The following is a 26,757-nucleotide window of genomic DNA, read 5'->3' as shown; positions in this document are numbered from 1 at the left end:
ATGCGTGCCAGACTTCTAGCTTCGGGGACCGGGATCGGCCTGGCCCTTCTTCTCACGGCCTGCGGCGGCGGTGGAGGCGGCGGCGGATCCTCCACGCCCCAGGGCGGCGGAGGGACGACGCCCGCGTCCCCGCCCGCGCCGGTGGTGATCTCGGCGGCCGAGGCCTCGCGCCTGGCCAAGCAGGCGAGCTTCGGCCCCACGCCCGAACTGATCGACCAGATCGTCGCCGCCAAGAGCGCCGGCGCCTGGATCGACCAGCAGCTGGCGCTGAGCTCCAGCACCTATGCCGACATCGCCGCCAGGCCGGTGGCGACCAACTTCTGCTCGGCCCAGAACCTGACCGGCACGGATCTGAGCAACTGCAACCGCGACAACTTCGGCACCCTGCCGATGGCCATGCGGTTCTATTCCAACGCCATGGGCAAGGACGACCAGCTGCGCCAGCGCACGGCCTTCGCCCTGTCGCAGATCGTGGTCGCCTCCGACCTCGAGGTGCACACCACCGCGGGCCTGGCGACCTTCAACCAGGTCCTGCTGGGCAACGCCTTCGGCAACTACAAGGACATCCTGCGCGAGGTCACCCTGAACCCGTTCATGGGCAACTTCCTCGACATGGTCGACAGCAACAAGTCGGCCCCCAACGAGAACTACGCCCGCGAGCTGATGCAGCTGTTCTCGGTCGGCACGGTGATGCTGAACATGGACGGCACGCCCAAGACCGGCGCCGACGGCGCGGTGATCGCCACCTATTCCAACGCCGAGGTCAAGGAAGTGGCCCGGGCGCTGACCGGCTGGACCTACGCCCGTCTCGATGGGGCGGCGATCAGCGACTACGTCAAGGTCGACTACACCAAGCCGATGATCGTCAACGCCGCCCGGTTCGACACCGGCGCCAAGACGTTCCTGAACGTGACGATCCCGGCCGGCGCGACCCAGCAGCAGAACGTCGACACGGTGGTCGACACCGTCTTCAACCACCCCAACACCCCGCCCTTCATCTCCAGGCGGCTGATCCAGCAACTGACCCTGGCCAATCCCTCGCCCGCCTATGTGGGCCGGGTCGCGGCCGTGTTCGCCGACAATGGCGCGGGCGTGCGCGGCGACATGAAGGCGGTGATCAAGGCGATCCTCACCGACGCGGAAGCCCGCGGCTCGGCCGCCACGCCCGGCAAGGTCAAGGAGCCGGTGCTGTTCCTCACGGGTCTCGCCCGCGGCATGGGCCTGAAGTCGGACGGCTACGCCTTCTACTACCGCGACAACGGCCTGGGTCAGATGCCCTTCCGCGCCCCGTCGGTGTTCAACTTCTATCCGTACGACTTCCCGCTGCCGCTGGGCTCGGGCGAGATGAGCCCGGCCAGCAAGCTGATGACCACCTCGACCATGGTCGCCCGCCACAACCTGGCCTGGGACTGGACCATGGGCGGCGAGGCCACCCGCACCGAGTTCAAGACCCAGCCCACCATTCCCGGCTCGGTTCCGGTCGAACTGCCCTGGGCGCAATGGGAGGCCCTGGCCGCCGACGAGGCCAAGATGCTCGAGCGCATCGATCTCGTCTTCCTCAACGGGACCATGACCTCGGCCCAGCGCGGCGCGCTGTCGTCGGCCATGGCCGCCGTCAAGAACACCGACCCCGCCATCCAGGCGCGCAAGCGGGCGCAGGTCGCCCTCTACATCGTCGCCTCCTCGCCCCACTTCCAGGTCGATCGCTGAGCCATGACCCTTTCCCGCCGTGATTTCGGCCGGCTGCTCGCCGGCGCCTCCGCCACCGCCGCCCTCGCCCAGATCGGGGTTTCGGCCGCCATCGCCGACACCTCGAGCTATCGCGCGATGGTCGGGGTCTTCCTGTTCGGCGGCAACGACGCCTGGAACATGGTGATCCCCAACGACGAGCGTTACGCCGACTACGCCGCCAAGCGCTCGGCCATCGCCGTCAAGCAGGACGCCCTGATGCCGCTCACCGGCACGGCGTTCGGCCTGCATCCGGCCATGGCCCCGCTGAAGAGCGCCTGGGACGAGGGAGCGCTCAGCGTCGTTCTCAACACCGGCACGCTGTTCCAGCCGCTGACCAAGACCATCTACCAGAGCCGCCCGGACCTGCGCCCGCTGAACCTGATGTCCCACGAGGACCAGCAGAACGAGTGGCAGGGCATGCGCATGCGCGAGAAGAACCTCGACGGGTTCATGGGCCGCATCCTCGACCGCGCGGAAGCCGCCGAGATCCCGCCGCTGGTCTCGATCGCCGGCTCGCAGCTGGCCCTGCTGGGCAGCCGCAAGTCGCCGCTGATCCTGCCCTCCAGCGGCGGCGTCTCGCGCAACGGCTACAACGCCGCCAGCACCGACGCGGCGACGATCGCCCGCCAGCAGGCGCTGAACACCTTCTCGGACGCCTCGGCCTTCGGGGCGGTGACCGACTTCACGGGCCGGGGCATGTCGTCGGCCTACGCCCAGGCGGCGACGGCGAACGCCATCATCACCTCGACGACCTCGACGGTGGACCAGTACTTCAAGAACCCGACCACGGGCGCGACCCTGACCAGCGAGATCTCGCGCCAGCTCTTGCGGGCGGCGCGGATGATCGAGGCCCGCAACACCCTGGGCCACGCCAAGCAGACCTTCTTCGTCAGCCAGGGCGGCTACGACACCCATAACGGCCAGGTCGCCTCGCACAACAGCCTGTACGCCGACCTCGCCATGGCCCTGGCGGCCTTCTACAACGCCATGAAGGCGCTGGGCGTGGCCAACAACGTCACCGCCTTCACGATGTCGGACTTCGGCCGGGTCTACAAACCCAACGCCAACGCCGGCACCGACCACGCCTGGGGCTCCAACCACCTGGTGCTGGGCGCGGCCCTGGCCAAGGGCAAGGTCCACGGCCGCTACCCCGACACCACCTACGGCGGGGCAGAGGACGCCTACAACGACGGCCGCTGGATCCCCAGCATCGCCGTCGAGGAGTATGTCGGCGCCATCGCCCAGTGGTACGGCGTCTCGCCCGCCGACATGCCGTACGTCTTCCCCAACTGGGCGACGTGGAACGGCGGCGGACGAGGGCCGGCGCCGTTGTTCGGGTAGGAGGCGCCTGCTCCTCCCCCGCCTGCGGGGGAGGGGGACCACGAAGTGGTGGAGGGGGCTAGACTGGGCCCGGCGGTCTGTCACTCGCCCCCTCCGTCACGCTGCGTATCCGCAGCGCGCCACCTCCCCCGTTTTACGGGGGAGGTGCAGAGGCCAGTTCCGCCAGCCCCTGCTCGCGCGACACCATCGGCGCATAGCCCAGCGCCGCGCGGGCCTTGGCGATGCTGACGGTCACCTCGACGGCCGAGGTGGCGTAGACCTGTCGGCTGAGCGGGCCCTTCACGCGCCCGCCGCTGATCGCCGCCAGGGCGTCGCCGACGCTGGCGATGGTCTTCAGCAGGCCGCGCGGCACGGCCTTGTCCGGCGCGGTCAGCCCCTGCGTGGCCAAGAGCCGCGTGGCGAAGGCGCGGAACTCCACCGGCTCGCCGTCGGTGATGAAATAGGCCTCGCCGCCGGCGCCGTTCTTCAGCGCCAGGACCACGCCCTCGCAAAGGTTGGCCACATGGGTGGTCGAGGTGCGATAGCGGCCGCCGTCGATCCAGGCGAAGGCGCCCGAGCGCACGGCGTCGGCCAGTTGCGGCAGGGCCGTGGTGTCGTCGCGCCCCCAGACGAAGCGCGGCCGCACGGCCATGACCTCGAACCCCGGCTCGCTCATCGCCAGCGCCAGGCGCTCGGCCTGCGCCTTGCTCTTCGAATAGGCCCCGGCCGGGCGGCGCGGATAGGCATGGTCCTCGGTCGCCCCGACCAGCGGCGCGCCGTCCAGCAGCACCGACTCCGTGCTGATCAGCACCGTGCGCGACACGCCGGCCGCCCTCGCCGCGGCCAGCACCGCCCGGGTTCCCTCGACATTGATCCGCGCAAGTCGCGCCTCGACGCCGGCTCCGTGGTCGGTGTCGGCGGCGGCGTGGACCAGGGCGTCGCAGCCGGTCATGGCCTGCGCCAGGTCGGGGCTGAAGAGGTCGCCCTCGACGGGCTGCGCGCCCAGGTCGCGGACGGTCTCGATGGCGGCCGCGCTGCGCGCCAGCGCCACGACCCGCACGCCGTCGGCGACAAGGCGGCGGATCAGGTTGCGGCCGACATAGCCGCTGCCTCCGGTGAGGAACAGGCGCGCGGGCGCGCGCCCGCCGACGGCGGGTTCGTTGAAGCTCATGGTCTCAAGTCCTTGGGTGGGGGTCTTCAGGTCGTCTTCGGCGACGGCAGGGGCGCGTCGCCGTTGGGCTTGGCGGTCACCAGCCAGTTGATCTCGCGCAGGATCCGGGCGCGCTCGTCAGCCGGCCAGGCGTGGTAGTCCAGCGCCTCCAGCAGCTTCAGCCCCTCCAGCGCCAGATAGGCCAGCTGCGCCCCGCGCGGGCTGGCCGCGTCGGCGGTCAGGGCGCCGATGACCGTCTTCTGATTTTCCTGGATATGGCCGCGAAGGCCGGCGTCCTGGGCCAGAGCCGCGCAGAGGTTCAGAGCCACGGCGCGGAAGTCGTCCGGCAAGGGCGTCGCCGCCGCCAGGATCCGCCCGCGGATCACCGCGTCGCCCTGCCCGTCCAGGCTCTGCGTCATGGCGGTGTTGAAGGCGTTGTCGCGCGCCACGGCCCGCTCGACCACGGCGTCGATCAGCGCCGCCTTGGTCTTGAAGTCGTACAGCACCGTGGCCTTGCCGATGCCGGCCTGCTCGGCCACCGCGTCCAGCGTCAGGCGCGCGGCCCCGTCGCGGGCGACCACCGCCTCGGCGGCGTCGAGCACCGCGTCACGATCGACGATGCGTTTACGGCCCATGGCCAACTCCATTTATAACCGACTGGTCGGATATAAATGAAATCACGCCGCCGGGTCAACCACGGACCCCAAACGACGACGCCCCGGAGCCTTTCGGCCCCGGGGCGCGCCACTACGCGGAGAGATGCGCCTTAGAACTGGATGTTGGCGCCGAAGAAGACCGTCCGGCCGCTCTTGGTGTGGTTCCACAGGCGGTGAGCGCCCGGCAGGGTGACGTCGACCTTGTTGACCGCGTCGTAGATGTAGAAGCTGTTGTACTGGGCTTCACGCTCGTCGGTCAGGTTGACGCCGTCCAGGGTCAGGCGGATGCGCGGCGAGATCTGGTAGAAGGCCGAGGCGTCGACATAGGTGGTGGCCTCGAAGCCGCCGCTGTCGATCGTGTAGTCCGAGCGGTAGTTCGACGACACCCGCGCGCCCCACTTGGCGGCCTCGTAGTAGAGCGTGACGTTGGCGTTGACGTCCGACAGGCCGTACATCTGGCCCTTCACGTCCTTGCCGCTGAACTTGTTGGTCGTCTCGGAGTCGATCAGCGTCAGGTTGGCGACCATGCCCAGGTTCTTCAGCGGACCCGGCAGGAAGAAGAAGTCGCTCTGGGCGCTCAGTTCCAGACCGGTCAGGGTGGCGCCGGCGTTGTTGATCGAGCGGGTCCAGATCACCGGGGTCGAGCCGGTGACGCCGGCCACCAGGCCTTCGGCCAGGCCCGTGTCGGAATAGACCGCCGCGTTCGTGGTGCTGGCGACCAGGTTGTCGATCTTCTTGTGGAAGACGCCGGCGGTCAGCATGCCGACGCTGCCGAAGTACCACTCGGCGGCCAGGTCGAACTCGTCGGAGGTGTAGGGCTCCAGGTTCGGGTTGCCGCTCGACACCGTCACCGTCGTGCCGTCGACGCTGATCGAGCCGTTCATGGCGTAGGAGGCCAGGGACGGACGGTTGATGTTCTGGGCGGCCGCGGCGCGGATCTGGAACTGGTCGTTCACCTCCAGCACCGCGTTGAAGGCCGGCAGCACGCCCGAATAGGTCTTCTTGACGGTGGTGGCGGTGTTGACGCCGCGCACGGCCAAGACGCCCGACGAGGTCAGCTCGGTGTCGTAGGCGCGGGCGCCGACGTTGCCGCGCAGGCGCATGCCGGCTAGCTCGGTCTTCCAGTCCAGCTGCAGGTAGCCGGCCGTGGTGTCTTCCTGCACCTCGTAGATCGACTTGGGCGCGCCGAGCGTGCGGGTGACGTTGTACTTGGCCAGCGCCTTGTCCCAGTCGACGATCAGCCAGGCCTGGTCGTCGTGCTCGCGGAAGATCTTGTAGTAGTCGTTGACCCGGTCATCGAGCGTGCCCCGTTCCCACGGCGTCTTGTTCACGTCGTCGTTGGTCTGCGTGTAGCCCGAGTTCTCGAAGCCGCGGAACGACACGCCGCCCTTCAGGGTCAGGGCGTCGTCGAAGGCGTAGGAGCCGTTGAACTCGGCGTTCTTCAGCTTGGTCGTCTGGTAGGTGGCCGAGAAGTCGATCTCGTGGGCGCGGTAGTTGTTAGGGTCGGTGGTGTCCCAGCCGTAGGTGTTCTTGCCGGTCTTGCCGCGATAGTCGGTGATCAGGTCGCCGAACGCCTCGGTGTAGAACTTGTCCGAGATCGGGATGTCGTAGTCCGAGGTCTCCTGGCCGATATGGCCGTCGAACTTCAGCTTGTCGGACAGCTCCCACTCGCCGCTCAGCACCAGTTGCTTGAAGGTGTTCTCGGTCTCCTGGCGACGGGTCTCGGTGGCGAACACCGTGTTGGCGACGTCGGCGTAGATGATGGTGTTGTACTTGTCGTACTGGATCGAGCGCAGCACCGGGGCCGGGGCCGTGACGCCCGAGTGCGGCGTGGCCGCGCCCAGGATGGTCGAGCCGACGCTGGCGCGGGTGGCCAGGTGGTTCTCGCTGCGGTCGTTGGAGAACTTGCCGTACAGGCCGTCCAGCGTGAGGGTCAGGTTCTCGACCGGACGCCATTGCACGGCGGTGGTGACGCCCAGACGCTCGTTGTCGGCGCCCCACACCGACAGGCGGTTGCCGCGCTGGAAGATCAGCTCGCCGTTCAGGGCCTTGGTGCGGTCGGCCGGGCTGAGGTTGACCACGTTGGCCGCGACGGCCTTCTGAACGCCCGCGCCGTAGGTGTTGTAGCCCTGCTCCTCGACCTGGCGCTTGGAATAGGCCACCGAGACCAGGACGCCGAACTTGTCGTCCCAGTTCTGGCTGATCATGCCGGCCACGCGCGGCTGGAAGTCCTTGGTGGCGCTGTTGGTGCCGCCTTGCAGCGACAGCGCGGCCTTGCGGCCCGAATATTCGAACGGCTTGGCGGTGTAGAGGCCGACGGTGCCGGCCATGCCGCCTTCGTCCTGCTCGGCCGAGAACGACTTGCGCACGTCGATCTTCGAGAACAGCTCCGAGGCGAAGATGTTGAAGTCGAAGGCCCTGTCGCGCGAGGTCTGGCCGCGGCTGTCCATCGGCGAGTCGACGTTGCCCAGCACTTCCATGCCGTTCAGCTGCACGCGGGTGAAGTCGGGGCCCAGGCCGCGCAGGGACACGCGGCGGCCTTCGCCGGCCTCGCGGTTGATGGCCACGCCCGGCAGGCGCTGCAGCGACTCGGCGAGGTTGAGGTCGGGGAACTTGGCCATGTCCTCGGCGACGATGACGTCGGCGACGATGCTGCTGTCGCGCTTCATCTCGCGGGCGACGCCCAGCGACTTGCGGAAGCCCTGGACGACGATGGCCTCGACCTCGGCCTCGTCGGGATTGGCGGCGGTGGCGATCGGCGCGTCGGCCGACAGGTCGGCGGCCTGGGCCTGGGCGGCGAGCATGGCGAAGGCCAGGACGGCCGACGCGGCGCTGAGCGACAGCGCTTTCTTCGTGGTGGACATGAGACCCCCTGCAACTGGATCGCCGGGAGCCTCGAACAGAGCGGGCCGCCGGCGCGATGGCGGGGCGGTTAGGGCGAAATTGTGACCGCGTGTTACGAGTTTGATAACGACCAGATGAAGCCCGACAGCGAGGGCCGGACTTTCCCCTTATTTGTTGCCGACGCGCCGCAGGGCGGTCACCGGCGCCTGACGTCGAACCGTCATGCGTCGCCGCTAGAGAGGCCGCTTTCCCAAGGTGGAGGGCGCGCGATGCTGGGTCTGGTGGCGGCGATGACGATGGCGGCGGCTCCCGAGGCGCCGCTGCGGATGAACGACCTGCTGGCCGTTGGCACCCACAATTCCTACAAGCAGGCGATCCCCGCCGAGGAACTGGCCGCCATGGTCGCCGCGCGCGGCCGGCCGGTGCTGGGGCTAGACTACGCCCACCGCCCGCTCGCCGAGCAACTGGACGCCGGCGCCCGCCAGCTGGAGATCGACGTCGTCGCCGACCCGCAGGGGAACCGCTACGCCAGGCCGCTGACGGCTCTGGGCGGCGGAACGGTGCTGCCGCCGGCCGCCGCCCAGGCCCTGGCCAGGCCCGGCTTCAAGACCCTGCACATGCCCGACGTCGACTTCCGCTCCTCGTGCGTGACCTTCGTGGAGTGCCTTTCCCAGATCCGCGCCTGGTCGGACCAGCATCGCGGCCACGCCCCGATCCTGATCATGCTCAACGCCAAGGAGGGCCAGGCCAGCCTGCCGGGCGGCGTCACGCCCCTGCCCTTCGACGAGCCAGCCTTCGACGCGTTGGACGCCGAGATCCGCAGCGTGTTCGGCCCCGACCGCCTGATCACGCCCGACCTCGTCCAGGGCAACAAGCCGACCCTGCGCGAGGCGGTGCTGGCCGGCGGCTGGCCGACGCTGGAAGCCGCGCGCGGCAAGGTGTTCTTCGCCCTCGACGAGGGTCCGGCCAAGGTGGCGATCTATCGCGGCAAGCGCGCCTCGCTCGAAGGTCGGGCGATGTTCGTCAACACCGACGAGGCCTCGCCGGCCGCCGCCTACCTGACCCTCAACGACCCGATCGCCCAGAAGGACCGCATCGCCGCCGCCGTGAAGGCCGGCTTCATCGTCCGCACCCGCGCCGACGCCGACACCTGGGCCGCACGCGACGCCGACGTCGCCCAGCGTAGCGCCGCCCTGTCCAGCGGCGCCCAGTACGTCTCGACCGACTACATGTGGGCCGACCCGCGCCTGCCGGGGGGCTACACGGTGCGCCTGCCCGGCGGCGTCGCGGCCGCCTGCAATCCGGTACGTGCGCCCAAGGCCTGCGACGGCGCGATCGAGATGACGCCCGGCGCGCCCGCCAAGGGCTATCTCGACCCGGCCCAGCGTCCCGACCTGACCAAGGTGCTGGCCGCCCCGCCGCGGCCAGGCTCGCCCCGCGCCCTGGCCGACGCGGCGATCTTCGACGCCAGCCGCGCCCTGAAGGACACACCGCGCTGGGCGCTGGCGACCTCGGACGTCTCCGGACCCATGTACGACCACTTCGCCGCCGCCCTCGGCGTTCGCCTGACGCCGCAGGAGGCCCCGGTCCTCACCGCCCTGCTCGAGCGCGCCGGCGACGACCGCTCGGTGGTGGGCGTCGCCAAGACCTTCTGGGGGACCCAGCGTCCCTATGTCGGCAAGGACAGCGCGCCCACCTGCGAGGCCAAGACCGCCCACCTGACCGGCAATCCCGACTATCCGTCCGGCCACTCGGCCCATGGCGAGCACGTGGCGATGATCCTGGCCGAGGTCGCGCCCTCGCGCGCCGACGCCCTCTACGCCCGCGGCCGCGAATACGCCGAAAGCCGCTGGATCTGCGGCTCGCACACGGTCAGCGCCACCGAGGCGGGCCTTCAGGCCGGCGCGGTGATCTACGCCGCCGAGCACCGCTCGGCCGCCTTCCGCCTCGACCTGGAAATGGCCCGCGCCGAGGTCGCCGCCGCCCTGGCCAGGGCAAACCCGAAATAGGCAAACGCAACTCGCCGAACGCCGCTTGCCAAAACGATAGTTATAGCTAGCATCCTCCTCGTACGGACATGCGGGGGGTTGTAGTGCGCAAGCTGCAAGTGTTCGCCGGGGTCGCCGCCGTCGCCTTGATGGCGTCGGCGACCTCATCCTGGGCTCAGACGGCCGACCAGGCCGCGCCCGTCGCGTTGGACGAGATCGTCGTCACCGCCCAGAGACGGGCGGAGAACCTGCAGGAGGTGCCCGTCTCGGTCACCGCCATGACAGGCGCCCAGCTGCAGAACCAGCGGGTCGGCGACGTGCTGGCGCTGTCGGGCCTGGCGCCCGGCCTGCAGATCAAGACCGACGACAACGCCGCCAACCCGCGCATGTTCATCCGCGGCATCGGCGTCAACGACTTCAACCCCGGCACGGCCAGCGCCGTCGGCGTCTATGTGGACGGGGTCTATGTCGCCTCGCCCCTGGCCCAGCTGGCCGGCTTCTACGACCTGGAGCAGGTGGAGGTGCTGCGCGGGCCGCAGGGCACGCTCTACGGCCGCAACACCACCGGCGGGGCGATCAACGTCGTCACCAGGAAGCCGTCGAGCACGCCGGGCGGCGACATCGCCGTCGAGTACGGCCGCTTCAACGCCGTCAACGCCCAAGGCGGCTTCGGCGGACCGATCGCCGGCGACGCCCTGTCGTTCCGGATCAGCGGCCTCTACGACAAGAACGACGGCTACACGACCAACCGCCTGACCGGCGCCAAGGGCAACGACGCCAACCGCTGGGCCACGCGCCTGGCCCTGCGCTACAAGCCCGACGACAAGCTGACCGCCGACCTGTCGCTGAGCCTCAACCAGTCGCGCGGCGGCTCGATCTGGACCTACAACCGCTCGCTGGTGGCCCAGACGCCCGAGGCGGCCGGCGACTTCGATCCCAGCCTGGGCTACGCCGTCTGCAAGCCGGCCTACTACACCTCGGGCCAGTGCACGAACGTGCTGGGCTACGCCAACACCAGCTCCAACCTCTACGAGGGCGACTACCGCTTCGAGGGCAAGGACATCGTCAAGCTGTTCGGGGCGACGGCCAGCGTTTCCTACGACCTGGGCGACATGACGCTCTATTCGATCACCGGCTACCAGCGCGCGGCCCGCGACGACTGGGAGGACACCGACGCCAACCCCTTGCAGGTGATCAGCGCCCGCTACATCGCCCTGCAGGAGACGGCCAGCCAGGAGTTCCGCCTGCAATCGAACGGCGCGGGCCCCACCCGTTGGGTGACCGGCCTCTACTGGGCCAAGGACGACCTTTCCAACGACAGCCGCTACGACGTTCTGGGCGACCTGCGCAGCCCCACGCCCGACAACCCGACCGGCATGGATCCGGCCGCCAGCATCGGCGTGTTCGGCTGGCCGCTGACCCAGAAGACCCGCAGCTGGGCCGTCTTCGGCCAGGTCGACCGCGACCTGACCTCGCGCCTGACCTTCACGGCCGGCCTGCGCTACTCGGTCGACGACAAGAGCTTCCACTATGTCAGCGACGTCGACTACGGTCTGCTGACCCTGTTCACCTACGACGGCGACAAGACCTTCAAGTCGCTGTCGGGACGGCTTGGCCTGCGCTACGCGCTGACCGACGACGCCAACCTCTATGCGACCTACAATCGCGGCTACAAGAGCGGCGGCTTCTTCACCGGCCAGACCACCGCGCCGGAGGACCTGGGCCCCTATGACGACGAGACCGTCGACGCCTTCGAGGTGGGCGCCAAGAGCGAGTTCCTCGACCGCCGCCTGCGCCTGAACGCGGCCGCCTTCTATTACGACTACCAGGACCTGCAGGTTTACACCGTGATCCAGCGCGGGGCCCTGTCGGTGCAGTACTTCACCAACGCCGCGGCCGCCCGGGTCTATGGCGCCGAAGCCGAGATCGAGGCGCGGCCGGTGCGGGGCCTGTCGCTGACCCTGGGCGCGGCCCTGCTGAACGCCGAGTACAAGGACTTCGTCTCGGTCGGGCAGGACTATTCGGGCAACCGCCTGCCCTCGGCGCCGAAGGCCAGCGTCAACGGCGTGGTCCGCTACGAGCACCCGCTGCCGGTCGGCGACTTCGCCGGCCAGCTGGACTTCACCTATCGCTCGAAGGTGTTCTTCGACACCGCCAACACCGAACGCCTCAGCGACAAGGGCCGCGCCTACGTCAACGGCCAGCTGGGCTGGAAGCTCGACGGCGGCCGCTACGAGCTGGGCGTCTGGGGCAAGAACCTCTTCGATACGACCAACATCCTCGACATCACCGCCATCGAGGGCCTGGGCTTCGACGTCTTCAGCATGGGCCCGCCGCGCACCTACGGCCTCTACCTGCGGGCCCGCTATTGAGCGCCCAGGACGGGTCGTGGATAGGGCCCTCGCCCAGCCTCTCCGAGCGGCTGGCGGTGCTGTGGATCGGGATCGTCGGCGTTCTCTTTCCCGGCGTCGGACCGCTGCTGCTGGGCGGGCTGGAGGCGGCCGGACGGCTGACGGCGACAGAGATCGGACTGGCTGGCATGGCCGAACTGGCGGCGATGGGGATCGGCGCGGCGTTGCTCGGCCCGGCCTTCGGCGCGAAGCGGCTGCGGCCGGCGGCGGTGGCCTGCGGCTGCTTCCTGGCGGCGCTGAACCTGGCCTCGACCTTCGCCCATGACGGCCTGCTGGTGCTGACCCGAGCCGCCGCCGGCCTGCCGGCCGGAGCGCTGATCTGGATCGTCACCGGCATGATCGTCCGCTCGCCCCGCCCCGATCGCTGGTCGGGGATCTACCTCACCGTCCAGACCCTGGCCCAGCTGGTCGTGGTGTCGGCCCTGACCGTCTTCGTCATCGGCCGCTTCGGCCCCAACGGCGGCTTCATCGCGTTGGCGGCGCTGGCCGCCTCCGCCGCCCTGGCCGGCGCGCTGATCCCCCGCGGCTGGGCCGCCCTGCCCCAGACGGACGACGCGCCCAAGGGATTGCCCAGCCCTCGCGGCTGGGTCGCCCTGCTGGCGGTGTTCTGCTTCCAGGCCTTCATCCTGGCGCTGTGGATCTACGCCGAGCCGCTGTCTCGCCAGGCCGGCCATCCGGCGACCACGGCGGGCCTGGCCTTCTCGATCTCGCTGGCCGCCCAGGTCGCGGGCGGATCGGCGGCCACGGCCCTGGCCGGACGGATGTCGTGGTTCGTGTCGCTGACCCTGGGGGTGATCGCGGCCGCCGCCTGCCTCGTGGTCTTTGCGATGCTGCCGCCGGCGCCGGCCTTCCTGGCCGCCTCGGGCCTGTTCGGCTTCGCCTGGCTCTTCGCCTCGCCGTTCCTGACGCCGCTGGCCATCGAGGCCGACCCCAGCCGCCGCGCGGCCCTGCTGGGCCCCGGCGCCAGCCTGCTGGGCTGCGCGACCGGTCCGCTGCTGGCCGCCCTGATCGTCGGCGAACACGACGTGCGGCCGGCCGTCTGGCTGGCCGGAGGCCTCGCGATCGCCACCCTGGCCTTGATTTGCGGTCTTCACCTGACCCGCCATCGGTAAAGCGTGGGGATAAGCCAGTTTCGCCATTGCGAGCCTGCCCGACCTCTGATAGCCAGACCCCCTCTTCGCCGACGCAAGCGTGTCGACCCGGTGGCCCGGTGGCGGAGTGGTTACGCGCCGGACTGCAAATCCGTTTACCCCGGTTCGATTCCGGGCCGGGCCTCCACCCTCTTTCCTTTCGATAGCAACCTGTACCGCCGCCGCTAGTAGCTCTGCGGCAGGGTCAGGCTTTCGGCCTGGCTGTCGGCGGGCATCGCCGTGGTGCGGTTGTCGACATTGACGGCGCAGTCGACGAAGGACACGCCCGACAGGTCGCCGCTGGTCGGACGATCGATCCAAAGGCCGGTCTGACAGTTCTGGACGGTGACGCGCCGCACGGTGATGTCGGCCCGGTCGGGACCCGTGTCCACCCCGCCGCCGATGCCGCTGATCGACACCCCGCGATTGCAGTCGCTGATCACCAGGTCCTCGTAGAGATGCTGGCGCACGCTCGTCGACTCGCCGACGCCCACGCCCCAGCTGTAGGCGTTGAGGCGCGCGCTGCTCATCCTGCCCCGCCGCACGACCATGTTGTCGCCGTTCAGCCCGATGCAGAAGTTCAGGCCGTAGGCGACGAAGTCCTCGATCACCGTGCCCGCATTGCCGGTGACCACGACGCAACCCTTGCCGCTGCTGGCGCCGCGCATGTCGTACTGGTCGCCGCTGAGACGGACCCGGGCGCCCTGGTTGTCGCTGAGCTGGAAGTTGTCGGCCTCGGCGCCGTTGGCGGGGTCGTAGCGATTGCCCTCCGAGATCACCCAGCCGCCCTTGGTGGTCTGCAGGAAGACGTCGTCGCCGATGACGTCGTGCACATGGCAGGCGCCGATATAGAAGTTCCTGAAGTTGCGGCTGGTCACCCCGCCCCGGTTGGTCTCGGCCTGCCCGGCGGCGATCGGCCCGATCTCGCAGTCCCACAGCATGTGGCTGTTGAAGCCGTAGTTGTTGAAGCCCTTGAGCTTCCAGTCGCGCAAGTGCAGCCCCTCGATCCGGAAGCCGGACTTGTTGTTCTCGTCGCAGCCGTAGTCCTGGCCCACGCCGACGATCGGCCGCGCGCCTTCCCCATAGGCGCTGACCGTGCACCAGTCGGACGGCGGCGACAGGATCTCGGGCCACGTCCCGCCCCGCCTCAGCAGCAGGTGGACGCCGGACGGCAGCGCGGTCGCCGGGGCGGCGGCCTTGCCAAGCGTGGCCCAGGCGGTGGCGGGGGTCAGGCCGTCGGCGGTGTCGCTGCCCTTGGGGTCGAGATAGCGGACGATGTCGTGGGCCATGGCGTCGGCCGGCGGAGCGCTGGCCAGCTTCAGTTCGCGCGGATCCACCAGCCCCCGGATGTCGAGGCTACGGAACCAGCCGGCCAGCGGCTCGCTCCCGTCCGGGCGCGCGCCCAGCGTCAGGCGCGAGAGCTTGGCGGGGAAGGTGTTGAAGGCGTCGTGGGCGTTGGCGCCGCCGACCGACAGCACCCTGCCCTGCGGCCGCACCTGCAAGGCCACGCGCGCGCCGCCCGGACCATGGATGCGGGGAATGCGCGGCGCGACGGTCGTATCGTGAACGGCTCCCGCGCCGGTCAGGGTCAGGGCGTTGTCGGCCGAGCGGGTGACGGCGATCTCCTCGTCGCCGCCCGAGACCGTGATCCAGCGGCGGGCGATGTCGCCGGCGCGGCGGATGTGGGTGTCGGCGACGATCGTGAACGGCTGACCAAACAGGCTGGCGTTGTCGATCGCCAGCTCGTCGGCCGCCCGCCCCACCGAGGCCCCGGCCACGACGATGGGACTGGTGGCGACGGCGCCCGGCTCCAGCTGGTGCAGGATCCAACGGATGCGGGCCTTGGCGTGGATGGCCATGGTCAGCCCCTGGCTGGCGCTGGTCGGCGTCAGGCCGGCGCGCTCGACGCGGGCCCAGTAGGCCTGGCTGTAGGCGGGGCCGGCCGCGCCGCCGGTCAGGCGCAGGTCGCCGCTGCCCGCCACGCAGCGGGTCCAGGCCGACAGCGTGTGCTTGACGCCGACGCTGGCCACGCCGGCGGCGGTGACGGCCGCCGAGGCCGATCCGGAATTGTAGGCCTCCAGCACCATGCCGTTCATGACGCCCTGGTCCAGCAGGTCGCGAAACAGGTAGTCGCCGGTGGCCGGATCCTGGGCGGCGTAGAGTTCGTCGCGGGCGTCCATGACCTTGAGGCTGACCGTGGCGCCCGCCGACCAGCCCAGGCTGGTGGTCGGGGCGGCGTTGAAGCTGGCGCACAGGTTGCGCGAGGCCGGCTCGATCAGCAGGCCGGCCTGCGCGTGCTGACGCAGATGGCCGTCGGCGAAGAGCAGGAGCCGGCCCGTGGGCCCCAGGGCCAGGCCGCCGGCGGCGCGGATGACGAGGCCCGGCATGGCCGTCAGCGCGCCGGCGTCCTGGCCGTTCTGGAACAGGCGGGCGGCGCGGAAGTCGAGCCTGTAGCCGTCGACCGGCGCCGGCTCGGTCGCGCGAGGCGCGGCGCCCGCCCTGGCTGGCAGGGCGGCGAGCCCAGGAAGCCCCAAGGCGGCCGCGCCAACCTTAAGTATTTCGCGACGCTCGAACCCGGATTTCATGGCAACGCTCTGGCTTACTGTTACTCACCCAGCAAACACAGAATGCACCAAAGAGCCACGCGCTCCCAATACCTAATTTTGCTTCAAATATAGGCGCCAGTTGCTTACGCGAGAACCTTGGATACACGGCCAAGGCGAGCCCGCTCGTAGGCCCCAATCCTTTTGGCGAGGAAGTCGGCGATCGGGCGCTCGACGACGTAGTACATGGCGATGCCGACCAGGGTCGCCAGGACGACGATCGCCGCCACCGCCGCCGCGCTGGCGTAGCCCGTGCCGATCGCCGCGCTGACCATGCGGCCGACGCGCGCGCCGACGATGCCGACGATCAGGATGTGGACCAGATAAATCGAGTAGGAGGCGTCGCCGACCAGCCCGAAGACCTTGGGCGTCCGCGCGACCTTGCCGTCGGCCTCCAGCGACACGGCGGCGAACACGATGACGGCGCTGGGCAGGCCCCAGCACAGCACACGCCAGGCCTCGGCGTGCACGAACAGCGGCGCGACGAACAGGGCCGCGGTCGCCACGGCGATGGCCGGCCACGGCAGCGGCATCCGCGCCCCGCGCTTGATCGCCAGCGCGACCAGGCAGCCGAACAGGAACTCGATGGCGATCGGATTGGCCAGGAAGCTGACGATCGCGGCCTTGCCCGGCAGCAGGCTGAACGCGGTGATCGCCAGGAGGATGAACGCCGCCAGCGGCGCGAAGAACGCCTTGCGCGCCACCACCACGGCGACGGCGAACAGCAGGTAGAAATAGAGCTCGTAGGACAGGGTCCAGCCGACGCCGAGGATCGGCTGCACGCCGCCCGCCTCGTTGAACGCCGGGATCAGCAACAGCGAGGTCGCGATCCGCAGGGGCTCGAGGTCGAAGCTCGACGCCCCCTCGGTGACGTGGTTCATCACCTTCAGGCCGATCAGCACCAGCGAGACGATGATGTAGATCGGGTAGATCCGCGCCGCGCGCTTGAGCAGGAAGCCCAGGATCGGCTTGTCGGCGGTCATGTACGCCCCCGACACATAGACCATGATGAAGCCGCTGATGACGAAGAACAGGTCCACGCCGAAGGCCAGGGCGTCGTAGAAGGCCGGCGCGCCGATCAGGGCCGGCGGGACGATGCCGGCGCTGGCCTTGACGGTGAAGGTCCGGATCGTGTGGTGGGCGACCACCGCGATGGCGGCCACGCCCCGCAGGGCCTGCACCAGGGCCAGGTTCTTGGGCAGGGACGCCGGGCTCCGGGCCGCCGCCTCCCCCATCCCCAGGCCGGACAGCAGCCTCATGCGGCGCCCCGCGACACGAAGGCCGGACGGCGCAGGGGCCGCCGGGCCGGCGCCGCCTCGAACGAGACGGGCAGCGAGATGACGATCAGCGGCCAAAGCACGATCGGCGCCAGCAGCATGCCGGCGTCGAGGCCCGAGGCCACCAGCACCAGCAGGATGATGATCACCTCCAGCCGCTGCTGCCTCTGGACCGGGACGCTGGCCGGCGACGGGGCGATCTTGGCGAACAGGCGCACCAGGATCAGGAACAGCAGCGCCGCCGCGCCGGGAACGCCGATGTTCAGGCAGAGCTCCAGATAGGTGCTGTGCGTCGAACTGACGTTCCAGGAGGCGCGCACGAACTGGTCGAACACCTCGGGCTGGCGGAACACCGCGAAGCCGTAGCCGAACAGCGGCCGGTCATAGACCAGCGGCAGCAGCTGGTCCCAGATGTTCGAGCGCCCCGACAGCGTGGCGTCCTTGCCGAACGCCTCGGCGATGGTGGCGATGACGATGTTGTAGGAGACCACGATCAGGGCCGCCATGACCACCGTGGTTCCCAGGATCAGGCCCACCCGCGCCGGCTTGCTCTTCAGGGCCCGGGTGGCGTTGAGGCCGACGATCACGGTCATGCCCACGCCGATCATCATCAGGGCGGTGGACGAGCGGGCCAGCACCACCAGGCCCAGGGCGCAGGCGGTGGCCACGGTCTTGACCACCCCGTGGAAGGTCGGGCCGTACCGGTGCTGCGAATTCAGGAAGATGATGAAGAACCCGAGGGAGAAGAAATGGCCCATCAGGTTCTTGTGGTAGAACATCCCCTTGACCATGCCCTGGTAGGCCCCGCCCATGATGGCGAACTGGGGGAAGACGATGGTGTAGGCCACGTTGGCGATCGCCGACACCACCATGAACGTGTAGACCGTGTTCCAGGTGTCCGCCGCCCCGTATCTCAGCCGGTACATCAGCGCCGCGATGGTGATCAGCGACACCGCGGTCAGGCCGCGCGTCGAGGCGCCCATGTTGATCGACCAGAACACCGACGCCACGCAGGCGGTGAAGATGATCACCACCGAGATCGGGGTCTTCTGGATCATCTGCTTGACCCGCCCCGCCTCGAGCGCGGCGTAGAGCAGGATCAGCGGGATCAGGCTGTAGAGCAGCGCCTTCATGACGAAGACGTTGTCGCCGCTGCCGCCCTCGTCGAAGCGCGACGGATAGCCGTACGACATGCCCGAAGCGCGCCACAGGCACAGGATCAGGATGGTGGTCAGCAACGCCTTCAGCTGGCTTTCACGGCGCACCGCGCCGCTGACCTTGGCCTGGGCGGCGCGCCGATGCGAGGGACTGTCGTTCACGAGGGTCATGTGTGGATCACTGGGCCAAGCCGCGCGCGAGCGCTAGGCCTGGGCCTTTCCGTATTCCTGATAGCTGTGGCCAAGAATGCCGCTGACGACGCCGGCGCCGCGCACGCCGTGGATGATCGCCCGCATGCCGAGGCTGGGCGAGATCAGCAGGGCCGGCGACATCACAGCCCCCAGCGCCATCCGCGCCGCGCCGTAGACCAGGCGATAGGCCCGACGGGCCGGCGTGCCGTGCAGCTGGTCGGCGACCGCGAAGGTGTTGCCCAGGCGGTACTGCCGCTGGATCACCCACTTCCAGGTCATCCGGTTGGCCGGCACCACGTCGTAGACCAGGGCCGCGTCGCTCCAATGGATCTTCGCGCCCTTGCGGACCGCCTGGTTGAAGAACAGGTAGTCGGTGCCGCCTGTGTGGCGCATCCGCTCCTCGAAGCGCAGGCCCATCTGGCGAAACAGCGGCAGGTCGAACATCACGTTGTTGGAGGCGGCATAGCCGATCCGCGCGCCGTCCTCGTTCTTCTTGCGCTCGAAAACCTTGCTCTTGATGAAATAGGCGGGCGGGTTCTCGGGATAGACCGGCTCCACGGGGCCATAGACGCAGTCGGCGCCGGTGCGCGCCTGCACCTCGAGCAGGGCGTCCAACCAGCCCGGAACCACCCACTCGTCGTCGTCGACGAAGCAGAAGAACTTGCTGTCGGCCGGGGCCTCGTCCATGGCGCGGTTGCGGCCGAACGGGATGCCGGGCTCGGGCTCGATGGCGTAGATCAGCTGGAAGGCGCTGGAGGCCATGAACGGCTCGACCGCCGCGCGGCCGCTGCCCTTGGGATCGTTGTCGACCACCACCACCGACAGCCGGTAGGGCCGCTCGGCGCTCATGGTCAGCCCGCCCAGCGAGTCCAGCAGCTTGGCGATGCCGTCGGGGCGCTTGAAGGTCAGCACGCCGACCGTGACGTGTACGACGTCGGAAGCCTGCGCCGGGGCGGCCTGGGCGGGATCGAGCGTGGCCGTGGTCGTGGTCATGGTCAGCCCGCCTTCGCCGCCTTGCGCGGCGCCAGCGAGGCGCGCGCCCGTTTCATCGTCACCCGCCACCACAGGTCCAGCGCCGCCAGGCGCGGGTGGGGCGCGGCGTTGGTCGCCACGGCCAGCTGCTCGCGCAGGGCCCGGCCCGAAAGCCCGCCCTGGGCGAAGCCGCCGGCCGCCAGGCTGGCGCCCAGGCTCTTCAGGCCCGGATAGCGGCGGGCCAGCTCCAGGCCGGTGGCGATCATGATCCGCGAGCGCAGCGGGCTGGCCTGCACGGCGCCGGTGTAGCGGTTGGTCGCGTGGATGCGCTGGAAGGTCAGTGGCGTGTCGACCAGCACGCCTGCGCCCAGATAGCTGGCGGCGAACTTCAGGTAGTTGTCGCTGAGCACCACGTCCTGGGCCACCGGCATCGGCAGGATCTGCGACAGCAGCCCGCGCCGGAAGGTCAGGCCCGAGGTCGGCACCGGAATGCTAGGAAAGCGCCCCCGGCCCAGGCCCTGGCGATAGTCCACCGGCTTGGTCACCAGTTCGCCCGGCGCCCCGGCCGTCTCGTCGGTGGTCACCCGGTCGAAGCACCAGTCGACGCCGTCGCCGGCGTAGATCTCGGCCAGGCGCGACAGCTTGCCCGGCAGGAAGGCGTCGTCGGCGTCCAGCAGGCACAGGATCTCGCCGGTGGCCGCGGCGAAGCCGGCGTTGAAGGACGAGGCCTGGCCGCCATTCTCCTTCAGCACCGCGACCAGCCGGTCGCCGTACTCGCCGATGATCGCCCGCGAACCGTCGGTCGAGCCGTCGTCGACGACGATCAGCTCGAAGTCCGGGTAGTCCTGCGACAGCACGCTGTCGATGCAGGCCGGCAGATAGGCCGCGTAGTTGTAGTTGTTGACGAGGACCGAGATCCTGGGCGCGGGGGAGAGCGGAGACTTGGCCATGGCTTATGCATTCCGCAGGCGGGCGAAGCGCCCGGTGGTTTTCGACAGCAGTCGCGCGAGTTCGGCCTCGATGCTGTTGCCCGGGCGTCCGGCCATGAACCAGACCGCCGCGTGGGTGACCACATAGGCCAGCCCGCCGGCGATCGAGATCGCCACGGTGGCGTAGAGGGCGTCGGCGTGATGCTCCACGTTGGGGAACAGCGAGCCCGCCGCCAGCGCCGCGGCGATCATCACCGCCGTGCTGACCAGCGAGCGCCAGGTCACCTTCACCTGCTCCAGCGGCGTCAGGCCGGTCAGCTTCTGCACCAGCATCAGGTTCAGCACCGACAGCAGCAGCCCGCCCGACAGGATGCGCGCCACCAGCAGGCCCGTCAGGCCCCAGAAATAGAGGCCGGCCAGCACCACGGGCACGCGGACCAGCGTCTGCCACAGGCTGCGCTGGAAGAGATCCTTGGTCGCGCCCTGCGCATAGGCCACGGCGTTGACCGCGCCGAACACCACCTGCACGCCCAGCACCGGCGCGATCAGCTGGATGACGACGGCCGCCAGGTGCCACTTGGGCCCCAGGGCCAGCGACACCAGCGGCTCGGCCACCAGCGCCAGCCCCACGCCCAGCGGCAGGCCCACCGCGAACAGCGACGACTGGCTGCGCTGGAACGCGGCCCGCAGGCGGTCGCGGTCGGCGGCGATGTGCACGAAGCTGGGGAAGAACACCCGCTCCAGCGGCTGGATGGCCTGCTGGGTCAGCATGGTGGCGATGTTGTTGCCGACGTTGTACGCGCCGAAGGTGGCGGTGCCGAGCACCCCGGCGATGACCAGGTTGTCGAAGCGGTTGCCGATGACGGTGATGAACTGGTTCAGCGTCACCCAGATCGAGAAGCCCAGGATCAGCTTGGTCGAGGCCAGCGAGAAGCGCGGCCGGTACGGCGCGTAGAGATAGCTGGCCACCAGCGGCACGAGCCCCGCGGCGATCACCCCGGCGACGATCCCCCAGTAGCTGTGGGTGGTCCAGGCCACCGCCACGGCGGCGACCAGTTGCAGCACGGCCGCCAGGCTCTCGATGGCGATCACCACCGAGAATTTCAGGTGCTTGGCCAGGGTGATGTAGTAGGGGCTCATCAGGCCGGCCATCAGCGGCCGGACGCTGATCGCGGCCATGATCGCGAACAGGCGCGGGTCGTTGTAGACCTTCACCATCACCGCGCCGGCGCCGATCATGATCGCCATCAGCAGCAGGCCGCGCAGCACGCCCAGCGTGAAAGCGGTGTCGTAGTCGGCGCGGTCGGCGTCCTGCTTGTGGATCAGGGCGTTGCCCAGCGACAGGTCGGTGATCGCCTGCAGCATCAGCAGTACGGTGGTGGCCAGCGCCACCAGGCCGAAGTCCTGCGGCAGCAGGATGCGCGCCAGCACCACCGTCATCAGGAGGTTGGCCAGGCGCGTGAACACCACCCCGCCCATCACCCAGACCGAGGCCTTCACGGCCTTGGAGCCGATGCCGCTGGCGCCGCCAGCCGGCGCTTGCGCCGGTCCCTGGGTGTCGATCGGATCGCTCATGCGCGGGCCGCCGGCATGTAGTGGCGGATGCCCTGGATCAGGCCGCGCATGTAATAGAGCTTCCAGATCGCCCAGAACCGCAGGCGCGACCTTGGCAGCGGATACAGCATCAGGCTGCGCGCGCCCCAGCTGGCGGTCTCCAGCCAGGTCCTGACCGGCACGCCGCCCAGGCGCGGGCCGCCGGGGATCTTCTCGGGCTGCAAGGCCGGGATGCCGAAGCCCAGGCGCTCGGCCCGCTTCTGCACCCAGTCGGCCGACATGTTCGAGGCCGGCACGAAGTGGCGCACCTCGGCTTCAGCGCAGTGGTAGGCCTTGTGGCCCTTCCCGGCCAGCCGCATGACGATCTCGGAATCCTCGCCCATGGCGTAGAGCTTGGCGGGCAATGGCCCAATGTCCTCGCGATAGCGTTCGCCGCCCAGGGCGCTGGCGCGGATCGTGGTGTTGGGACCCCAGATCTTCGACGGATCGCAAGGCCCGGTCGGCAGGTCGTCGACGATGGCGAAGGTCGAGCCCAGCGGCAGCCAGGTGTAGAGCGGATCATCGCCCGGCGGGCGCTCCCAGTTGGGAACGATGCGGCCGCCGATCACCGACACCTCGGGGTGGGCGGCGGCGCATTCGACGATCGACGACAGCCAGTGCGGCGCGGCCTCGACGTCGTCGTCGGTGAAGACCAGCAGCTCGCCCTGGGCGCGGGCGATGGCCTCGTTCAGGGCGCTCGACTTGCCGGGCGTGACGTGCCGGAAGGGCTTGATCGGCAGGCGGTCGGCATAGGACCGCAGCAGCTCGAACGTGCCGTCGCTGCTGTTGTTGTCGACGGCGATGATCTCCCACCCGTCCTTGGGCAGGTCCTGGCGCACGAACGAGTCCAGCGTGTTCGGCAGCCGCTTCTCGCCGTTGTAGGACGACAGGATGACGGTGACGGAAAGGCTGCTCATCGGCCGGCCCTCACTGCTCGACGGGCTGGACGTCGCGAACCGCCGCCGGCGCGAAATCGGCCTTCAGCTTCTCGACCTGGGCCAGCATGGCGGCGTGGGCGGCCTCGATGGCGGCGTCGGTGCTCAGCTGGCCCGGCTTGGCGGCGACCGCTTGCAGGGTCGCCCCGGCCGAGCCGAAGGCCATGTCGCCGGTCAGCTGGCGGATGCGCCGATGGCGGAAGGTGATCGCCTTGCGCCAAGCCGTGTCCTTGCGCAGCGCGGCCAGCGCCTCCACCGGATTGGACGGGCCCAGGGTGTCGAAATCGATCGACACGTCGAGCGCGCTGGCCCAGTCGTACCACTTGGCGCGGTTGGCCGGATCCAGCGGCACGATGGCCCGCCACGGCACGCGCAGGGCGTCGGAGATGATCACCCCGTGCATGGCCTCGGAGATCACCTTTTCCGAGGCGCTGATCTCCTGCAGCACCTTCTCCACCGACCAGCGCGGATCGATGAAGTGGATGCCGGCCTTGGCGCAGACCTTCTCCCAGGCGCCGTACATGGCGCTTTCGTAGTGCGGAATGAACGAGACGGCATGGCGCTTCTCGACCTTGCCGGCGTCCCACAGGCTGCGGATCAGGATGCCGCTGTCGCCGATCCCCAGGCTCTCGTCGACGCCCAGTTCCTGCGCCGTCTTCTTGCCGCGCACGAAATAGACCGTCCACTTGTCGTCCAGCGTCGGCGCCTTGGTGTAGCCGCCCCAGCCCGAACCGAAGACGACCTTGCGGATGCCAGGATCGAAGTTGTCGTAGAGGATCGAGCCGATGCCCAGGAACAGGTCGCTTTCGTCCTCGTCGAAGAACTCCGGCAGGATCTGCGGCCACAGCCAGTGGTTCAGCTCGTCGCCGAAGTTCTCGTGCTTGCCGCGGTAGAAGAACATCTTCATTCGGCGGCTCCCAGGGCCAGGGCGGCGACGTTGGCCGCCTCGATTTCGTCCTCGCGGGCCATGCGGCCATAGCGCGAGATGATCTTGATGTCCGAGCGGATGATCTTGGCCGGGTTGCCGGCCACCAGCGACCGCGGCGGGATGTCCTTGGTCACGACCGCGCCCGAGCCGATCACGCACTCGTCGCCAATGGTCACGCCCGGCAGGATGATGCTGCGCGCGCCGATGAAGCAGCGGCGGCCGATATAGGTGTTCAGATACAGGCCGCGGGTCAGGTCGTGGGTCAGGATCGCCGCGTCGAAGGCCACGTAGGTCTCTTCGCCCACATGCACGCCCTTGGGGTTGGTGCGGTCGAACTTGGCGCTCAGCGAGAACGACGCGGTCGGGTGGATGTGCATCCCCCAGACCTTGTTGTAGTAGGCCCGCCGGACATTGATGATCGCGTCCCGCAGCGGCCGGAACACGTTCAGGCTCCACTTGGGCTTCACGCCCTTGGGCTTGGTCTGCGGCACAGGCTGGGTCATCGACGCGCCTCCCCCTTCTTATGGGCGTCGAGGACGCTGTCGTAATAGTCTTCCAGCAGCGCGGTCTGGCGGCGGATGTCGAAGCGCTCGGCCACCATCTTCGGCGCGCGTTCGCTGAAGGCGTTCCACAGCGGCTGGTCGTTCAGCAGACGGCCGATGTGCTCGGCCATGGTCGCCACGTCGCGCTCGGCGGCCAGGAACCCGGTCGCCCCCTCCTCCACCGCCTCGCCCACCCCGCCCGAGCGGAAGGCGACGACCGGCGCGCCCATGGCCTGGGCTTCCAGGTTGGCGATGCCGAAGGCCTCGGCGTGGCCGTTGGCCAGGGTCACCGCGCCGTGAAGATAGAGTTCGGCCTCCGACAGCAGGTCGCGGATCTGGGCCTGGGTCTGCTTTTCGCGCACCTCGACCTTGGGCAGCGAACGGCGGGCCAGGGCCTCGATCTCGTCACGCAGCGGGCCCTCGCCGATCATGATGAACTCGACGGGCGTGCCGGCCTTGGCCACCCGCTCCAGCGCCTCGATCATCAGCTTGTGGCCCTTGTACTCCACGAAGCGGGCGACCGAGACCACCAGGCCCTTGCGGCGCGGCCGGGTCGGGGCCGAGAACAGGCTGGTGTCGACGCCGATGTAGTGACGGAAGATCCGTGACTGCGGAAAACCCAGGGCCAGCAGGCGGTCCTGGATGAAGTCGGACACCGCGATCTGCCAGCCGCCGCCCCTGGCCATCTGCTCGCGGCCCTTGGCGAAGAACCGCACCTGGTTGAAGCCGTCGACGTCCTGCGCCTTGCCGGCGAAGGTGGCGTCGAAGCCGTGGAAGGTGGTGACCAGCGGCTTGCCGGCCGCCAGCGGGCCGATCACGTAGCCGTTCTTGCCGAAATGGGCGTGGACGAGGTCGGCCTGTCGCACGGCCGGGAACAGCGCCGGCGCCGGCAGGCGCACGGTCTTGAGCGCCAACTCGCCCGCCCGCATGGCCGGCGAGGCGCGGATGTCGTGCACGGGAAAGCCGATGATCTCGCGATCCAGGTTGGCCATGGTGCTGCCGGCCAGGATCGCCGGCTGGTAGCGCGCCAGGGCTCGCGCCTGCTGGGCCACGAAGGCCTGCGACGGCGGCAGGTAGCGCTCCACGTAGTAGAGCACCTTCTGGCGATCGTCGGGGGCGGTCGTCACGCGCCGCCGCCGATGAAGGCGCCGATGGCGTCGGTCAGCTGCCGACGCTTGACCGCCGCGCCCGGATCCTCCGAGCCCGAGACCAGGCCCTTGTCCAGCAGCAGCGCCCGCAGCTCGCCTTCGTCCGTGGCCACGTAGATGCCGGCCTGGGTCTTCAGCTGTGCGCAGGTGGCCAGCTGGTGGTCATTGCGGTGCTCGTTGTGCGCGGCCAGGCGCGGGAACAGGATGATCGGCTTGTTGTACTTGCGGGCGGTCAGGATCGAGCCGATGCCCGCGTGCGAGACCAGTACACGCGCCGAGGTGATCTTGCTCTCGAAGTCGCGCGGCGGCAGGTTTTCCTGGAAGGTGAAGTTGCGCGGCGACAGCGTGCTCTTGCCGATCTGGCCGAACACCTCCTCGCCGGTGTCGGGCGCGACGCGGTCGACGATGTCGACGAGGCGGTCGAAGGGCAGCTGGGTGCCGACGGTCAGCAGGATCACAGGACGCTCCCGTAGTATTTCGGGCCCTTGGCGCTGGCCAGCTGGCTCCACTGGGTGATCCAGAGGTTGGCGACGTAGCCGGCCATCTTGCCGCTCATCGACAACCGCTCGGAGTTGGCGATGCTGTCCACCCAGACGCCCCGGGCGCCGAAGAAACGGCCGATGACGATCGCCAGCAGGCCCGGCGCGGCGCCGGTCGAGATGATCACATTGGGCCGTTCGGCCCTGATGATCGAAAGCAGATCCCTCATGCAGCGAAGGTTGGCCCCAATATTGTCCCGGTTACAGTCCGGCACGACATAGGCTTTCTCGACGCCCGACTTCTCAGCCAAACCGGGCAAAGTCGTGACGAAGACCGGATCGGCGCCTTTGAAGGCGTCACGGATCATCATCATCTGCTCCCAGTGGCCGCCACTGGAGCAGACCGCCAGAACCTTGGGCTTTTTGACGCTACGCTGTGCCGTCATGACTTCAGATCCATTGTGCAGTTCGCGACGTCGCATTTCGTCCAGGCAGACAGCCCAGGCGCGCGCGACCGGCGGCGTTCACCGCCATCGCCGCGCTCCGGATGCGTTTCCCCCTGGGATTTTTTCTGGATCGCCGGCCCGGCCCCGCCGTCGCTGGACGGCGGGGCGCTCGGACCTTCCCGCCTAGTTCGGGACGGCGTCCATCTGGCGCTCGCCAGTCTTGAGACCCGCGTCGCCGCCATCGGCCGGCGCCCCGCGCCCCACCGAGGCGTAGGTGAAGCCGTGGCGGACCATTTCGTGGGGCTTGTAGACGTTGCGCAGGTCGA

The 26,757-nt window shown here is 69.3% G+C and carries 21 protein-coding genes, 1 tRNA gene and 1 pseudogene; 7 read left to right on the top strand and 16 right to left on the bottom strand.

Annotated elements, in window-relative coordinates; translation table 11 throughout:
* A complete protein-coding gene (locus tag V6S85_RS25790; protein WP_334350712.1) occupies positions 1 to 1,710 on the top strand; it encodes a DUF1800 domain-containing protein in 1,710 nt (569 codons plus the stop codon).
* A 3-nt stretch (positions 1,711 to 1,713) separates the two neighbouring features.
* Positions 1,714 to 3,072: a DUF1501 domain-containing protein gene (locus tag V6S85_RS25785; RefSeq protein ID WP_116565837.1), complete on the top strand. Its 1,359-nt coding sequence runs from the start codon at positions 1,714 to 1,716 to the stop codon at positions 3,070 to 3,072.
* A gap of 133 nt (positions 3,073 to 3,205) precedes the next feature.
* Here the strand turns inward: V6S85_RS25785 and V6S85_RS25775 are convergent, their stop codons facing one another.
* The 3 genes from V6S85_RS25775 to V6S85_RS25765 all read right to left on the bottom strand — a co-directional run bounded on the left by V6S85_RS25775 (position 3,206) and on the right by V6S85_RS25765 (position 7,721).
* Positions 3,206 to 4,222: an NAD-dependent epimerase/dehydratase family protein gene (locus tag V6S85_RS25775; RefSeq protein ID WP_334350711.1), complete on the bottom strand. Its 1,017-nt coding sequence runs from the start codon at positions 4,220 to 4,222 to the stop codon at positions 3,206 to 3,208.
* A 26-nt stretch (positions 4,223 to 4,248) separates the two neighbouring features.
* A complete protein-coding gene (locus V6S85_RS25770; protein WP_334350710.1) occupies positions 4,249 to 4,836 on the bottom strand; it encodes a TetR/AcrR family transcriptional regulator in 588 nt (195 codons plus the stop codon).
* Positions 4,837 to 4,967: 131 nt separating this feature from the next.
* Positions 4,968 to 7,721, bottom strand: coding sequence for a TonB-dependent receptor (locus V6S85_RS25765; RefSeq protein WP_334350709.1), 2,754 nt, complete (start codon positions 7,719 to 7,721; stop codon positions 4,968 to 4,970).
* A gap of 249 nt (positions 7,722 to 7,970) precedes the next feature.
* On the opposite strand from V6S85_RS25765, the pseudogene V6S85_RS25760 reads away from it, so the two are divergent.
* The 5 genes and pseudogenes from V6S85_RS25760 to V6S85_RS25740 all read left to right on the top strand — a co-directional run.
* Positions 7,971 to 9,032, top strand: a pseudogene (locus tag V6S85_RS25760) (phosphatidylinositol-specific phospholipase C1-like protein); the annotation flags it as partial.
* Positions 9,033 to 9,041: 9 nt separating this feature from the next.
* Positions 9,042 to 9,710, top strand: coding sequence for a phosphatase PAP2 family protein (locus V6S85_RS25755; RefSeq protein ID WP_334350724.1), 669 nt, complete (start codon positions 9,042 to 9,044; stop codon positions 9,708 to 9,710).
* Between the two features lie 83 nt (positions 9,711 to 9,793).
* The gene (locus V6S85_RS25750; protein ID WP_334350708.1) at positions 9,794 to 12,061 is read left to right on the top strand and encodes a TonB-dependent receptor; all 2,268 of its coding nucleotides are present in this window, start codon (positions 9,794 to 9,796) and stop codon (positions 12,059 to 12,061) included.
* Positions 12,058 to 13,212, top strand: a complete 1,155-nt coding sequence (locus V6S85_RS25745) for an MFS transporter (protein WP_334350707.1) — start codon at positions 12,058 to 12,060, stop codon at positions 13,210 to 13,212. The genes V6S85_RS25750 and V6S85_RS25745 overlap by 4 nt, the downstream gene beginning before the upstream one ends.
* A gap of 92 nt (positions 13,213 to 13,304) precedes the next feature.
* Positions 13,305 to 13,378 (top strand) — tRNA-Cys (locus V6S85_RS25740).
* A 37-nt stretch (positions 13,379 to 13,415) separates the two neighbouring features.
* On the opposite strand, the gene V6S85_RS25735 is transcribed toward V6S85_RS25740, so the two are convergent.
* The 13 genes from V6S85_RS25735 to V6S85_RS25675 all read right to left on the bottom strand — a co-directional run.
* Complete coding sequence (locus V6S85_RS25735) at positions 13,416 to 15,815, bottom strand: hypothetical protein (RefSeq protein WP_334350706.1); 2,400 nt, start codon at positions 15,813 to 15,815, stop codon at positions 13,416 to 13,418.
* 104 nt (positions 15,816 to 15,919) lie between these two features.
* Complete coding sequence (locus V6S85_RS25730; RefSeq protein WP_334350705.1) at positions 15,920 to 17,092, bottom strand: acyltransferase family protein; 1,173 nt, start codon at positions 17,090 to 17,092, stop codon at positions 15,920 to 15,922.
* Positions 17,089 to 18,438: an O-antigen ligase family protein gene (locus tag V6S85_RS25725; RefSeq protein ID WP_334350704.1), complete on the bottom strand. Its 1,350-nt coding sequence runs from the start codon at positions 18,436 to 18,438 to the stop codon at positions 17,089 to 17,091. The genes V6S85_RS25730 and V6S85_RS25725 overlap by 4 nt, the downstream gene beginning before the upstream one ends.
* 33 nt (positions 18,439 to 18,471) lie before the next feature.
* Positions 18,472 to 19,452 (bottom strand): glycosyltransferase family 2 protein, encoded by a 981-nt coding sequence (locus V6S85_RS25720; protein ID WP_334350703.1) that lies wholly within the window; start codon positions 19,450 to 19,452, stop codon positions 18,472 to 18,474.
* A gap of 2 nt (positions 19,453 to 19,454) precedes the next feature.
* Positions 19,455 to 20,381 carry a glycosyltransferase family 2 protein gene (locus tag V6S85_RS25715; protein ID WP_334350702.1) on the bottom strand — a complete coding sequence of 309 codons (927 nt, stop codon included), beginning with the start codon at positions 20,379 to 20,381 and terminating at the stop codon, positions 19,455 to 19,457.
* Between the two features lie 3 nt (positions 20,382 to 20,384).
* Entirely contained in the window at positions 20,385 to 21,935 is a 1,551-nt protein-coding gene (locus V6S85_RS25710) for a lipopolysaccharide biosynthesis protein (RefSeq protein ID WP_116565857.1), read from the bottom strand.
* A complete protein-coding gene (locus tag V6S85_RS25705; RefSeq protein ID WP_334350701.1) occupies positions 21,932 to 22,870 on the bottom strand; it encodes a glycosyltransferase in 939 nt (312 codons plus the stop codon). The genes V6S85_RS25710 and V6S85_RS25705 overlap by 4 nt, the downstream gene beginning before the upstream one ends.
* Before the next feature lie 10 nt (positions 22,871 to 22,880).
* Positions 22,881 to 23,795 (bottom strand): polysaccharide pyruvyl transferase family protein, encoded by a 915-nt coding sequence (locus tag V6S85_RS25700; RefSeq protein ID WP_116565861.1) that lies wholly within the window; start codon positions 23,793 to 23,795, stop codon positions 22,881 to 22,883.
* A complete protein-coding gene (locus V6S85_RS25695) occupies positions 23,792 to 24,319 on the bottom strand; it encodes an acyltransferase (protein WP_116565863.1) in 528 nt (175 codons plus the stop codon). The genes V6S85_RS25700 and V6S85_RS25695 overlap by 4 nt, the downstream gene beginning before the upstream one ends.
* Positions 24,316 to 25,485 carry a glycosyltransferase gene (locus V6S85_RS25690; protein WP_334350700.1) on the bottom strand — a complete coding sequence of 390 codons (1,170 nt, stop codon included), beginning with the start codon at positions 25,483 to 25,485 and terminating at the stop codon, positions 24,316 to 24,318. Before V6S85_RS25690 ends, V6S85_RS25695 begins: the two co-directional genes overlap by 4 nt.
* Positions 25,482 to 25,964, bottom strand: coding sequence for a glycosyltransferase (locus tag V6S85_RS25685; protein WP_165828747.1), 483 nt, complete (start codon positions 25,962 to 25,964; stop codon positions 25,482 to 25,484). Before V6S85_RS25685 ends, V6S85_RS25690 begins: the two co-directional genes overlap by 4 nt.
* Positions 25,961 to 26,431, bottom strand: coding sequence for a glucuronosyltransferase (locus V6S85_RS25680; protein WP_334350699.1), 471 nt, complete (start codon positions 26,429 to 26,431; stop codon positions 25,961 to 25,963). Before V6S85_RS25680 ends, V6S85_RS25685 begins: the two co-directional genes overlap by 4 nt.
* A 183-nt stretch (positions 26,432 to 26,614) precedes the next feature.
* Positions 26,615 to 26,757 (bottom strand): hypothetical protein (locus V6S85_RS25675; protein WP_334350723.1); only part of this gene is annotated, 143 nt, incomplete at its 5' end.

This window comes from Caulobacter sp. CCNWLW153 (assembly GCF_036889365.1).
In the GTDB taxonomy this organism is placed as follows: domain Bacteria; phylum Pseudomonadota; class Alphaproteobacteria; order Caulobacterales; family Caulobacteraceae; genus Caulobacter; species Caulobacter radicis.
Note: the sequence above shows the minus strand (reverse complement) of the source record. Positions and strands in the feature narration are given on the sequence as shown.

Coding starts and splice junctions, on each gene's coding strand:
- V6S85_RS25790 (WP_334350712.1), top strand. CDS start 1: ATGCGTGCCAGACTTCTAGCTTCGGGGACCGGGATCGGCCTGGCCCTT.
- V6S85_RS25785 (WP_116565837.1), top strand. CDS start 1,714: ATGACCCTTTCCCGCCGTGATTTCGGCCGGCTGCTCGCCGGCGCCTCC.
- V6S85_RS25775 (WP_334350711.1), bottom strand. CDS start 4,222: ATGAGCTTCAACGAACCCGCCGTCGGCGGGCGCGCGCCCGCGCGCCTG.
- V6S85_RS25770 (WP_334350710.1), bottom strand. CDS start 4,836: ATGGGCCGTAAACGCATCGTCGATCGTGACGCGGTGCTCGACGCCGCC.
- V6S85_RS25765 (WP_334350709.1), bottom strand. CDS start 7,721: ATGTCCACCACGAAGAAAGCGCTGTCGCTCAGCGCCGCGTCGGCCGTC.
- V6S85_RS25755 (WP_334350724.1), top strand. CDS start 9,042: ATGACGCCCGGCGCGCCCGCCAAGGGCTATCTCGACCCGGCCCAGCGT.
- V6S85_RS25735 (WP_334350706.1), bottom strand. CDS start 15,815: ATGAAATCCGGGTTCGAGCGTCGCGAAATACTTAAGGTTGGCGCGGCC.
- V6S85_RS25730 (WP_334350705.1), bottom strand. CDS start 17,092: ATGAGGCTGCTGTCCGGCCTGGGGATGGGGGAGGCGGCGGCCCGGAGC.
- V6S85_RS25725 (WP_334350704.1), bottom strand. CDS start 18,438: ATGACCCTCGTGAACGACAGTCCCTCGCATCGGCGCGCCGCCCAGGCC.
- V6S85_RS25720 (WP_334350703.1), bottom strand. CDS start 19,452: ATGACCACGACCACGGCCACGCTCGATCCCGCCCAGGCCGCCCCGGCG.
- V6S85_RS25715 (WP_334350702.1), bottom strand. CDS start 20,381: ATGGCCAAGTCTCCGCTCTCCCCCGCGCCCAGGATCTCGGTCCTCGTC.
- V6S85_RS25710 (WP_116565857.1), bottom strand. CDS start 21,935: ATGAGCGATCCGATCGACACCCAGGGACCGGCGCAAGCGCCGGCTGGC.
- V6S85_RS25705 (WP_334350701.1), bottom strand. CDS start 22,870: ATGAGCAGCCTTTCCGTCACCGTCATCCTGTCGTCCTACAACGGCGAG.
- V6S85_RS25700 (WP_116565861.1), bottom strand. CDS start 23,795: ATGAAGATGTTCTTCTACCGCGGCAAGCACGAGAACTTCGGCGACGAG.
- V6S85_RS25695 (WP_116565863.1), bottom strand. CDS start 24,319: ATGACCCAGCCTGTGCCGCAGACCAAGCCCAAGGGCGTGAAGCCCAAG.
- V6S85_RS25680 (WP_334350699.1), bottom strand. CDS start 26,431: ATGACGGCACAGCGTAGCGTCAAAAAGCCCAAGGTTCTGGCGGTCTGC.